We start from the raw sequence: 12,269 nt of genomic DNA on the forward strand, positions 1-12,269 counted from the left end.
CAAGCCGCATAATCGCCGCCGCCAAGAGTTCCGCCAACATTTTCACCTTGTCTTTTTCCATATGAATCCTTTTTGTTGAAATATGATTTGCTATATTGCCGATAGAGAGCTTTATGTATGCGTAACCAAAACCAGGAGGATCGTATGCAGAAAGCCATCGTCAAAGTCGGACGCAACCGCGTCGAAGTGGAAGTCATCGCACAAACCGAGTCCGGCTACCAAGTCCGTAGCCTGAAATCAGGTCGCGAATTCACCATCGCCAAGCTCGAAGCCCCAGCCCAGCGTCTCGCGCTCCTTGAAGCGGCAATCCGGGCGTTACAGGCGCAACCACCGGGAACCGCGCTCAACACCCGCGAACTGGTCGAACTCGCGACGGCAAGCGGCCTGTGGGCAAACAACGGCGCGAAAACGCCGGAGCAAACCCTCTACTCCGCCATCTTCCGTGAAATCGCCACCAAAGAACGCCCCCGAATCATCCGCAGCGCCGAGCGCGGCAAATTTGAGTTGAATCGAAAAGGTTAATTTTTTTAGCGTCAGCAAGCAAGTCTGTCTTGCAGCTCAAGTCCTTCCCGCGCCCTCTCAAAGAAAAGGCCGCAGGGGGGAACCGTTGGGGGTCGGATCGGGCTTCCCCGGCTCTCCGCCGGTTGCGGAAACTGTCTTTGACAGCCCGAGTCCTTCCCGCGCCCTCACGGGAAAAAGGCCCAGGGGGGAATCGTTGGCCTCAGGTGGGCAAGCGGCGAAAGGTCAGCTTGGAGCCGCCGCAGCCATTCCATTTTTTCAATTTCATTCATGATAAAAACACCTCTCGAATTGATTTTCAGTTGTCGAAGCAGTTCTTTTTTTGCTGTTCCGCAACTCGTTGTCAATAAGCAATTTTCCAATTTCTCAATTCCTCACAAGCCCTATATATGTAGTGATTATGAAAAATTGAAAATTTGCTGACGCAATCTATTCAGATATCTGCTCCGCATGAAGCGGGAGCAGAATATCAGAATGCTTGCGCGTCTTCAGTTTTTTTGCGCCTCGTTTTACACGTCTTCTTCTCCGGGCTTGCTTTTCTTTTTTCAGGTTCGGTTGCCTTAAGCGATTTGGGCGGGACGTAATGGGGCGACGCCTTGCCAAAATGGTAGCATTTCATCGCCTGCTGCCGCTTTGCGGGATCGCCGGAACGCTCTTCCAGTATTTCGTTGTCGACGAGAAGCGAGATTGCCGATTCAACTTTAGACTTGGAGGCTCCGCTGATCTCCCGCATCTTCTCCACCAACCGGGTTTTGGGAAGAGGCGGTTTCAGCTCGTCGAGATATTCATGGATTGTCTCCGCAACATCTTCCATTGTCAGCTTCCGTTTCTTCGCCAGCTCGGACTGGCCCGATTTGACCTTACCTTCCAGGTCGTCCGGAGCGAACTCCGGCGCAAGCACCCACAGGTTGTTTTCATCCTTTCGGAGGCAAAACGGAGCGACCGGCGGAAAACTCCTCACGCAGCAATAGACCGACACCACACCATCCTCCTCATGGGGGCGAAGCGTGAGATGGGCGTCCGGCGACCGCGACTGCGCCCCCGCGCCGGAACCCACGTCCGTCACGCTCTTGTTCGCCTGGCCGCCCTTGCTGGTGTGATGTACGAGGACAAAGGCGGCTTTCGACGTTTGAGCGTAGCCATCCAGCAGATTGTAGATGGCCGTGATCTGCCCGTTGCTGTTCTCATCGACGTCCGGCGGCAGCGCCTTATACAAGGCGTCGATGACAATAACGTCGAACTCGCGCTCCTTGAATTCCGTCATCTTCTCCTTCAGCTCCCGCAGGTCTTTTTTTCCGCCGCGTTGCGGAAAGACGGTCAGGTTGTCGAGAATTTCATCATCGGGCGATATCCCCATCGCCCTGGCGACTTTAGCCAGACGACAGCCAAGCGTTTCCTTGTGCAGCTCGTTGTCGATCAGAAGAACCCGCGACTTCGCGCATCCGCGCCCTTGCCATTCACATCCGGCGGCGAGGCTGAACGCCAGCTGCATTACCAGCCAAGATTTTCCGGTCTTGGGGGCGGCGACAAGGTTCATCACCTCCTCGCGCCGAAGCAGACCGTCGATGATGGGCTCCTTCATATCGGGAAACCTCCGCATCAGCTCCCGCGCGCCGAAATAGCGTTGTTCCTCGTTTTTCTTCAGGAGATTGGCGATGATCTCATCTGGCGGCAGTTCATCGAAACCCAGCAGTACGTCACCGCCGCGACCGATTTCGCCACGGTCGAGCGCGTCACGGAGCATGGATTGATCCGGGAGCATCTGTTGTTCTTCATGGACATCGGAAGCCGTGAAGTTCGGCTCGGCGGCATCGCCCATAGCCCGGACGGCAATTGGACGGCGCAGATCGCCCGAAATATGTGCGACATGTGGGACGGCTTTCTGCTCGGCAAAAAATATCTGATCCATGACCGCGACGCCCTGTTCACCCGGCGATTCGATTCAATCTTCGAATCCATCGGGATAACCGTCAAACGATTGTTGCCGTTTTGTCCGATGATGAACAGCCGATGCGAGAATTTTATCCGCGCCCTGAAAACGGAATGTCTGGACAAGATCATATTCAGGACGCGGGAACAGATCCGGCTTGCCGTTACCGAATTCCTGGAGTATTGGAATCATTACCGTCCGCACGAAGGACTCAATGGCAGAATGATTCTGCCGTACCCGAATGATCCCGATGGCGATCTTGTCGAAATATCATTCCTCGGCGGTCTGTTCCACGGCTATAAACGGGAGGCGCGGGCGGCATAACGGTGAAGAAGGAATAAAAACACCCCCCGTATGGCGCGATGTTTTTATGTCTGTGTCGGTACTCCCGAAAATAGCTGTTTCCCGCTGGAATATTGAGTCGCAGAAACTGCGGACATAAAAATTTGAGGCGAAAACAGAAATAGACGACTTTCAGGTTTAAAAAGAACCCTCCACGAAAGGATCAGCGCCTTGACCGGCTTCCATTCGGAGAAATTCCGTTCCGGAGATTCGCCCGTCACGACCAGTTTTTTGCCGGAAAGCGGACTCGTCCAGATCAGGGAGATCTGCACTTTCCGTCCGGGCGCGCCCTCTCTGGTGCGGATGTAATCCATCCATTTTTTGACTTGAGCGTCGCGGTTCGGTTCTTCAACGGGCGTCAGATGAAATTTTGTCGCGGAGACCATGGGTTCGTTGAAGCGGATTTCGTTGATGTCTCCCGCCTCAAGCTCGGGAAAGAAATTCGCGATGAAATTGACCGACGTTTTTTTTGCGTTTTCATACGCCGTGTCCGCAGGGATGAAATGTTTGCAGACGACCTGATTCGGGGTCCATCCGCGCTGAGTGCGTTCACCGGTTCCATCCACGACGAGCGAGAATCCGGACTTCGGCAAATGCCAGACGAACGCGGTGTGCATGAGGTCGTATTTATTGGATTCGCGCACCTTCCGGCTGTCGAAACGGTTCGGGCCGTGTCCGATCGGAGAAAATTCGGGACTTGCATACGCGGAAATCATTTCCGACATCAGGATCGGGTCGTTGTAGCGCACGAAGTTGCGGTCGTTTTCAGGCAGATCGCGGCTGTTTTTTAGAGCGTATTCGCGCGCCCGTTCCGCGGCGGCCGTCCGCCAGTCTGTCCGGCATCCCGCCGCCACCAGAAGCAGCGGAAGGAAAAGCAGAGATATTTTTCCGAAAGTCATCATCAGTTCCTCGATAATTTTTTCATTAATATAGTCCGCTTTCAGAAGTTTTAAAGTCTGCGGAGAAAAAAAAACGGCGGACCGGACGTTTCCGGTCCGCCGGAAAAACTTTTTCTCACCGGAAAGTGGCGGGCAGGGCGAGAAGCTGATACACCAGAGTCTTCGCGATACGGTCGTGTCCGGCGGCGTTCGGATGAAGGCGGTCCGTATCCGCATCGTGGAAGAACTGCGCATAGGCGTCGTTCACGGGGAAAAGACCGCTTACGGCAAACAGGTCGATCACGGGAACCGACCAGAGGCTCCCCGCTTCGCGCAAAGCGGAAACGTAATCGTCCACATAAACGCCGATGTCGTTCGGAAAGGTCTCTTCCGGCTGAACGTTCGCTCCGCCGAAGTTCGCGTAGCCGCGATGGACCGGAGTCAGGAGAATAATCTGCTGAAGCGGGAAATTCTCTTTCAAATACTTCAGACCGATGTTGATGCGGCCGCGGAAAGTATCCGGATCCATGCGGAACTCGCGGCGCAGTTTCTTCATCATCGTACCGTGCGAATTCACCTCCTCCTCATGCGTCGCAAACCATTCGCCGAGAGGGACGTTGCTGTTGTAGTCGTTGGTTCCCATGAAAACGAGAATCGCATCGAACTCCGTTCCGTGCTCCTGTTTCAGAGCTTCCGCCTGCTTGACGAGTCCCGCCCAGCTCCAGCCGTTGACGCCGTAAACCAGATGTTCGACGCCGAGATAGTCGCGCAGGAACTGCCAGTAATTCTTTGTTGTTCCGACATGACATTTATCCGTAATGGAATCGCCCAGGAAGGCGACCTTTTTCCCGTACCATTGAGTTGTTCTCATTTGAAAACATCCTTCTTTCAAAATTTCTTCATCCGGAAAAGATAGCACGTTTTTCCGCCATTTCCACACGCTTTTTCAAAAACTCGCGTTCTTTGATTGAAAAATCGCCGTTTCGGTGTAAATTTACGATATCAGAAAAACTCTGAAAACGAAAGGAAACTCATCATGCAGGCTTTACAGCGCAATCCGAAATTCCAGGGCAGAAAGGGACCCGTCGTCCTCGCCATCATGGACGGCGTCGGCATCGGCAAATACAAAGAGGGAGACGCCGTTCTCGACTCCCCCACGCCGTTCCTTCACAAACTCATGAAAACCATGCCTTAATACTCAGCTGAAAGCACACGGAACCGCGGTCGGCCTCCCCTCCGACGCCGACATGGGCAACTCCGAAGTCGGACACAACGCCATGGGTGCCGGACGCGTCTTCGCGCAGGGTGCGAAACTCGTCTCCGAAGCCATCCGCTCAGGAAAAATGTTTGAAGGCAAAACCTGGAAAAAAGCCGTGGAAGAAGCGGAAAAAGGCGGAACCATGCACTTCATCGGCCTCTTCTCCGACGGCAATGTCCACAGCCATATCGACCACCTCAAAGGCATGGTCGAAGAGGCGAAGAAGGAAGGCGTCAAATCCATCCGCTTCCACATTCTTCTCGACGGACGCGACGTTCCCGAGACCTCCGCGCTCGACTATGTCCTCCCCTTTGAAGAGTACCTCAAGGAGCTCAACGCCCAGGGATTCGACTACCGCATCGCTTCCGGCGGCGGACGCATGAACATCACCATGGACCGCTACGGCGCAAACTGGGACATGGTCCGCAAGGGCTGGGAAACTCACGTCGCGGGAAAAGGACGCTTCTTCAAATCTGCTCAGGAAGCGATCGAAACGCTCCGCGCGGAGACCAAGGCCATCGACCAGGATCTTCCGCCGTTCGTCATCTCCGACGACGGCCAGACGCCCGTCGGGGCAATCAAGGACGGCGACGTCGTCATTTACTTCAACTTCCGCGGCGACCACGCGATTGAAATCAGCGAAGCGTTCGATGATCCCAAGTTCGACAAGTTCGAACGCGTTCCGAACCCGAAGGTCTTCTACGCCGGCATGATGGAATACGACGGCGACCTCCACATCCCGAACAACTACCTCGTCAACCCGCCGGAAATCAACAACACCATCGGCGAATACCTCTGCAACAGCGGCGTCCGCCAGTTCGCCATCAGCGAAACGCAGAAGTACGGACACGTCACCTACTTCTTCAACGGCAACCGCTCCGGCAAGTTCAGCGAAAAGCTCGAAACCTATCAGGAAATTCCCTCCGACATCATCCCGTTCGAACAGCGTCCGTGGATGCAGTGCGCGGAAATCACCGACGCCGTCATCGCCGCAATCGAATCCGGCAAGTACGACTTCATCCGCCTCAACTACCCGAACGGCGACATGGTCGGCCACACCGGCAACTACCAGGCGGTACAGGTCGGCATGGGCGCTCTTGACCTCTGCCTCCAGAGACTCGCGGCCGCCGTCGAGAAAGCGGGCGGAATCCTCCTCTGCACCGCCGACCACGGCAATGCGGACGACATGTTCGAGCACGACAAGACCGGAGCTGTGAAGCTGGACAAGAACGGCGAACCGCGCCGCAAGACCAGCCACTCCCTCAACCCGGTTCCCTGCTTCATCTTCGACCCGGGCTACAAGGGCGAATACTCGCAGGAACTGAATTCCGGACTCGGCATCAGCTCCATCGCGGGGACCTGCGCCGAACTCCTCGGATTCGTCGCCCCCTCGGAATACGACAAATCCGTCCTCTCCTGGAAGTAAGCCATGAACGACACGCCGATCCTGCTGGTTGATTCGTATGCGCAGATTTACCGCGGCTTCCATGCCGTGCGCTATCTCTCGACTCCGGACGGCGTGCCGACGAACGCCGTTTTCGCGATGACGAAGTTCCTGCTCAAGCTGCATAAGGAACACCCCTCGCGAAACGGCGCATTCGTGTTCGACAAGGGCAAGCCCGCATTCCGCATGGAGCTCGCCCCCGGCTACAAGGCAAACCGTCCGCCGATGCCCGACGAACTCAAAGTCCAGATTCCCGTTATACGCGAACTCGTCCGGGCGTTCGGATGGAGCCTCATTGAACACGAAGGGTACGAAGCGGACGATCTGATCGCCTCGCTCGCCAAAGCTTTCCCGCAAAACCAGGTCTTCATCTTCTCCGGCGACAAGGACATTTCGCAGATCATCGACTCCCGCGTCTCCATGCTCGTCCCCAACCCGGCGGGCGACGTCGCGAAACGCGGAATCGAAGAGGTCAAGAAGAAGTTCGGCATTGCTCCCGGGCAGATCGCCGATTATCTCGCGCTCGTGGGCGATACCGCGGACAACATTCCCGGCGTCCCCGGCGTCGGTCCCAAAACCGCCGCCGCGCTTCTCAACCAGTTCGGCGCCGCGGAAAACATGTTCGCACACCTTGACGAGGTCAAACGCGACACCCTCCGCAAAAAACTGGAAGACTCCGGAGACCGTTTCGCAATCAATCTCAAACTTGTGCGCCTGGATGACGTCCCGCCGGAAGGTACGGTCTGGACCCTCGACAGCGTCCGCCGCTCCGAACCGGATTTCGCCGCAATCCGCGCGATCGCAAAAAAATGTCGCTCAAAAGCATCCTCAAGGAGATCGACGCGATTGCCGGGCCGGAACCCGAAGAACCGGGAAACGACCTCTTCGCATTCGCCGGAACCGCCCCGAAACCGGAACCCGGAAAAGCGTCTGATTCCATGACGCAGATGGATCTGTTCTGATGCCGCTTGAACTCATACTTAAAGAAGGACGCGAAAAATCCCTGCTGCGCCGCCACCCGTGGGTCTTCTCGGGAGCCGTCGCCGAAATCAACGGCGAGCCGGTCAAGGGCGCCGATGTCGTAATCGGGGACTCCAAACACCATTTTCTCGCGCTCGCGTCGCTCTCCCCGGAATCGCGTCTCACCGCACGCGTCTGGACGTTTCAGGAAGATGAAGCCGTCGACCAGGCATTCTTCGACCGCCGCTTCCAAAAAGCATTCAAACTGCGCAAAGCGGCATTCGGAGCTCTTCCCGACGCGTTCCGTCTCATCAATGCGGAATCCGACGGCCTCCCCGGCGTAATCGTCGACATCTACGGAGACTATGCCGTCTGCCAGCTCAGCTCCGCGGGCGCGGACTTTCACCGTGCGGAAATCGCAAATGCCGCTCTGCACTACGCAAAGGGTGTCTACGAACGCTCCGATGTCGACTCCCGCATAAAGGAGGGACTCGAACCCTCATGCGGTCCGCTCGCCGGAGAAGAACTTCCCGCAACGATTGAATTCACCGAAAACGGCGTCCGCTACAGCATGAATCCGCGCACCGGACACAAAACGGGCTTCTATCTCGACCAGCGTCTCAGCCGCCTCGCCGTCATGAACGCCGCAAAAGACGCGGAAAATGTTCTGAACTGCTTCTGCTACACCGGCGGCTTCGGACTCGCCGCGGTTCGCGGCGGCGGTACGCAGACCATCTGCTCGAAGAAGTGTACGCCGGATGCGCTGGTGGCGATTCCGAAGGGAATGGAGATTGTCGAGTCGCCCAACGGCAAGGTTTCCTGCCGTAAGAAGCAGCAAAGCGCGATTCTGCGGCAGGAGCGGGATTTGTTGGAAAAATGGATTCCCAAGCTTTCCAAACAGGCGTTCGTCAAGATCGAAGTCAAGCCGAAAGAACTGATTGTTCACGGAACCGAAACGGCAAGGTATAAGTCTCTTCCAATCGGAATTCCGTTGGAAGGCGCGCTTAAACTGTTGGAAAAGTTTGTTGTTTACGAACCGTTTTTCAAGTTCGAACTGGACGATTCTGACGCGCGCCTGTTTTCGGTGTCCAGAATGTGTTATATGACCATCGACGGCGAATGGATGTACCTTGAATCTGGAAGCCTTGAGGCGTTGGCGAAAAAGTATTTGCCGCATGTCGGCAAAGAAAGTTTTTTTGAACTGGAGTAAGGATGAGCAAGTCGGATGCAAATTTAAAAGAGCTGATTACCCGGCAGAATCTGCGGGAGGAGGCCGGAGATGTTTATTTCAAGCGCGGACTGGATTATTTTAAGTCCGGGCATGTGCAAAAGTTGTTTGTTGATGATGAACGCATCGAAGGCAAAGTGTCTGGAAGCCGCTCCTATTCTTGTTCGATTGAATCGGACGGAGACGGCTGGTTTTCCGGAGAATGCAGTTGTCCGCTCGGCGACGACGGCGAATTCTGCAAGCATCTGGTTGCGCTTGGATTGGCCTTTATCGACGGCTTTGAAACGCCGCAGCCGGCAAGCGGGAAACGTGGTAAATTCGATCTTTCCGCTTTTCTGAAAGCACGGAGTAATGAGGAACTGACGGCATTGCTCACCGGGGCGGCAAAGCTGCATCCCGATTTGCTGGAGTTTTTCCGCATGAGTCATCTGCCGGATGATCCAAGTTCCTTGCGTCTGGAGTTGTTGCAGAAAATCGACCGCTTGCTGGATTTGGCGGAAGAATGCAGTTATGTCGATTGCTATGGCGATGAAGAGTATGAAATCGATGAAAATTTCGAGCAATTCCGGCAGGAACTCGGACAGCTGACTGCTACGATGAAGCGATTGTCGCCACCGCTTATTCTGGAATTGGCGGAATATGCCATCAAAGAGGCGCTTAAGCGGGAGGGCGGCGATGACGAAAACGGACTCGATGAGTTGATCGGCGACATGCTGCCGCTTTATTTCGCCGCGGTAACGAAGGGTGCCGGAAAAGCGCAGGAAATCGCGGAGAATATGATCGCATGGGAAGCGGCAAATCCGTGGGGCGCGCTTGGACAGGTTGGCCGTTATTTCATGGACGCGCCCCAACGGATTGTCGACGCCTGGGAAAAGCTTGCGCAACGCCAGTGGGACGAGATGCCGCCTCTGTCGATGGGAACGCGGGCTTCCAATAAGCGGGAACTGATTGAAAAGCGGCTGTTGCAATACGCCAAGCTCAACTGTGACAAAGAACTGGAATTGAAGATTCTGCAGAAAAACCAGAGCTCTCCGGAACAAGTTTTGGCATTGAGCAAGCAGTTGTTCCGTCTGGATCGCTACGATGAGATACTGCCGTTATTGCAAAAAGCGCATGATCGGTTCAAAGGCGATCATGAAATTCTGGACGCCCTGGTAAGCGAACTTATTCGCTGCGGCAAAAAAGAGGAAGCACTTGCTTTGGCATGGAACTGTTTTGAGCGTTACCCCGACTGCCGATACGGCTACGAGTTTTTGCGTTCGACCGCCCGTTCTTGTCACCAGGGGAAGGTCTATTTAGCCAAAGCGTTGAATTTTCTGCGGAAACGTCTCACATCCCGCAATCAGGCGACCGACGCCCGTACGGAAATGGTGAATATTCTGCTCTGCGAAAAGGATTATCCGCAGGCACTGGAAATTGCGGAAGGCGGACTGTGTGCGCATCAGACTCTTTACCGGCTGGCGGAGGCCCTCGCGAAAAACAAGCCGGAAGCATCGGCGCGGTTGATCAAAAGGCCGCTCGACCAACATTTGCCGCAGGTCGGCGATCGTTTCTATGCCGAATCAGTACGTTTGCTGAAACTCTATAAGGAATATTTGACGGCAGCCGGCGAAGGCGAACGGTTTCAGCAAGAAATCCTCGCAATTCGCCTGCAATACAAGCAACGCCGCAAATTCATCGGCATGCTGGATAAAGAGGGCTTGAAATAACCGAGTGTCGAATCGTCAATGACAGCAATTGAAATTTTGTCACCTCTGTTGCCAATAACAGCATCAATATCTAAAAGATGCTGAAAAAGAAGGAGTTGGATTGCGATTCAGTTGTAAAGTAAAACTTAACAACTGCCAACGATCCGGAATTTTCGGATCGTTCCAGAGCCGGACACGCGGGATTTTTGAGCTTGGAGATGGTGGTTTGGTTTTGCGGAATGTGCTCCACCATTTTTTGCCTCAAAATTCCGCCAAATGGTACCACTTGGTACCGTTTGGCCGCTTTTCTTCAGGAGTTTCGTCCAATGCCGGTCAAATCCGATATTCCAAACTGGAAGGATCAGGAGATGACTAAAAAGACAATCAAACTCGCAACAGGTTCAGTATATCAGAAAAAGACCGGAGGAGTCTACTTCTTCCGCTATCAGATCAACAACCAGCGCAAATGTGTCAGCCTCGAAACGCGAAACCGTGAAGAGGCCATAGCCAAAGCGGAAAAAATAGTTCCAGTGGTTCGCGCCACCAGTACCGAAGTGATTGCCGCTCACGTGAAACAGGCCCGAAATCTCGAACACCGGCAGCAGGAACTCGCACTAAGCGATGCCTGGGAAGTCTACTCACGGCACCCGGAGCGTTCTGTGCCGGATACCGTTCATGAACAGAACACCTATCGGGCCACATTTCGGGAATTCGTTGATTTCATCAATAAACCGGAACTGCCGATTCGTGAGATAACTCCGGAACTGGCAGCCAAGTACGCCGATCATTTGCGGTCTTGCAGGATTTCGGTTTCGACCCACAACCGGAAAATCACCAGAATCCGCAAAATCTTTGAAGTCTTGCGGGACTACCGGGATGCGGACAATCCTTTTCGTTCACGCGTCCTGATCCGGAAAGAACGTGAAGAGCAGGAACTCGGGGTACGCCGTCTTTCCTTTTCCCGTGAGCAGATTCAAAAGTTGCGTGAAGTGCTTGATGACAGTATCCACAAAGTGATGTACAAGCCGGAAGTCAAAGTGATCTATTATCTCGGCATGTTTACCGGACAACGGTTGAAGGATTGCGTTTTACTGCGTTGGGACAGTATCGATTTCCCGCACGGTCAAATCTGGGTGAAGCAATTCAAAACCGGCAAAGAAGTGACCATCCCAATTGCTCCGGAATTGAAAACCGTCCTGGAAGCAGCCTGGTCTTGGCGTATCGATGAATATGTCTGCCCACGGGTTGCAGCTCGTTATAAACGTACTGATGCTGCCGGAAAAAACGTCGGCAACAATCTGGTGAACATTGATGTGCTGCGCGTTATTCAGTGGATCGGTCTCGAGCCTTCCGTTGCCGTACCAGGCAGGAAGAAAAAAGTCACAATATACGGATTTCATTCCCTGCGACATTCTTTTGCCTCGTATTGTGCAGAAGCCAACGTTCCCAAAGCGGCAGTTCAGTCGATCCTCGGTACCGATTCCGACATTGTGGATAAATATTACACCCATGTGGGGCGCGAGGCGCAGGAGAAAGCCATCGCTGCCGTAGTCGGTGAAATCGGAGGAGAATCGGATCGTAACCGAATTGAAAAGGCGCTTGCCCTGATCCGTAGCTCCACCGCTGATCCGGCTGAAACCTTGAAACTGGTTGCCGCCATTCTGGAGCAATGAGGTTCCGACGACAGCAGAATTTCTGCTTACTTTTTGCCGAATGGGACAGACGCCCGGCCGAGTCATTCTGACGATTTGGACGGCTGATTTGACCCGCGACGTTCTGACTTCTGAGCGTAAAAGTCAGAGTCAGAACGATAGATTGTCAAAATCTATATCAAATATTTTCTTCGCGCTAAATTCTTGAAATTATGCCAGATTGATATATATTATTGATAGATAACGCCGTGTGCAAGTTTTTTAACAAAAAATCCGTTCAAATTGTAGAAGCGGATTCCCATATTTCTGATTGATACAGCAATTGATGGAATGTGCCAACAATTTCCTGCTAATCCGAACAGTCAAATGC

General features: G+C 54.0%; 9 protein-coding genes and 1 pseudogene. 7 read left to right on the top strand and 3 right to left on the bottom strand.

Features of this window, described 5'->3' with window-relative positions:
• Positions 1 to 144 precede the first annotated feature (144 nt).
• The gene (locus FYJ85_RS21160; RefSeq protein ID WP_206213375.1) at positions 145 to 522 is read left to right on the top strand and encodes an HTH domain-containing protein; all 378 of its coding nucleotides are present in this window, start codon (positions 145 to 147) and stop codon (positions 520 to 522) included.
• Positions 523 to 988: 466 nt separating this feature from the next.
• On the opposite strand, the gene FYJ85_RS21165 is transcribed toward FYJ85_RS21160, so the two are convergent.
• Complete coding sequence (locus FYJ85_RS21165) at positions 989 to 2,428, bottom strand: AAA family ATPase (RefSeq protein WP_154420689.1); 1,440 nt, start codon at positions 2,426 to 2,428, stop codon at positions 989 to 991.
• Here FYJ85_RS21165 and FYJ85_RS21170 point away from each other — a divergent pair.
• Complete coding sequence (locus tag FYJ85_RS21170; protein WP_206213376.1) at positions 2,387 to 2,773, top strand: integrase core domain-containing protein; 387 nt, start codon at positions 2,387 to 2,389, stop codon at positions 2,771 to 2,773. The genes FYJ85_RS21165 and FYJ85_RS21170 overlap by 42 nt on opposite strands.
• Positions 2,774 to 2,817: 44 nt before the next feature.
• Here the strand turns inward: FYJ85_RS21170 and FYJ85_RS21175 are convergent, their stop codons facing one another.
• Together FYJ85_RS21175 and FYJ85_RS21180 are read right to left on the bottom strand one after the other, a co-directional pair.
• A complete protein-coding gene (locus tag FYJ85_RS21175; protein WP_154420691.1) occupies positions 2,818 to 3,693 on the bottom strand; it encodes a hypothetical protein in 876 nt (291 codons plus the stop codon).
• 112 nt (positions 3,694 to 3,805) lie between these two features.
• Positions 3,806 to 4,540 carry an SGNH/GDSL hydrolase family protein gene (locus FYJ85_RS21180; protein WP_154420692.1) on the bottom strand — a complete coding sequence of 245 codons (735 nt, stop codon included), beginning with the start codon at positions 4,538 to 4,540 and terminating at the stop codon, positions 3,806 to 3,808.
• Between the two features lie 162 nt (positions 4,541 to 4,702).
• On the opposite strand from FYJ85_RS21180, the pseudogene gpmI reads away from it, so the two are divergent.
• The 5 genes and pseudogenes from gpmI (at position 4,703) to FYJ85_RS21205 (ending at position 11,920) form a co-directional block, all read left to right on the top strand.
• A pseudogene (gpmI, locus tag FYJ85_RS21185) lies at positions 4,703 to 6,353 on the top strand (2,3-bisphosphoglycerate-independent phosphoglycerate mutase).
• A 3-nt stretch (positions 6,354 to 6,356) separates the two neighbouring features.
• Positions 6,357 to 7,313 carry a 5'-3' exonuclease gene (locus tag FYJ85_RS21190; protein WP_154420693.1) on the top strand — a complete coding sequence of 319 codons (957 nt, stop codon included), beginning with the start codon at positions 6,357 to 6,359 and terminating at the stop codon, positions 7,311 to 7,313.
• A 19-nt stretch (positions 7,314 to 7,332) separates the two neighbouring features.
• Entirely contained in the window at positions 7,333 to 8,541 is a 1,209-nt protein-coding gene (locus FYJ85_RS21195; RefSeq protein WP_154420694.1) for a class I SAM-dependent rRNA methyltransferase, read from the top strand.
• A gap of 2 nt (positions 8,542 to 8,543) precedes the next feature.
• The gene (locus FYJ85_RS21200; protein WP_154420695.1) at positions 8,544 to 10,268 is read left to right on the top strand and encodes an SWIM zinc finger family protein; all 1,725 of its coding nucleotides are present in this window, start codon (positions 8,544 to 8,546) and stop codon (positions 10,266 to 10,268) included.
• 305 nt (positions 10,269 to 10,573) lie between these two features.
• Positions 10,574 to 11,920, top strand: coding sequence for a tyrosine-type recombinase/integrase (locus FYJ85_RS21205; protein WP_206213378.1), 1,347 nt, complete (start codon positions 10,574 to 10,576; stop codon positions 11,918 to 11,920).
• Positions 11,921 to 12,269: the final 349 nt, after the last annotated feature.

It is taken from the genome of Victivallis lenta (assembly GCF_009695545.1).
GTDB classification, from domain to species: domain Bacteria; phylum Verrucomicrobiota; class Lentisphaeria; order Victivallales; family Victivallaceae; genus Victivallis; species Victivallis lenta.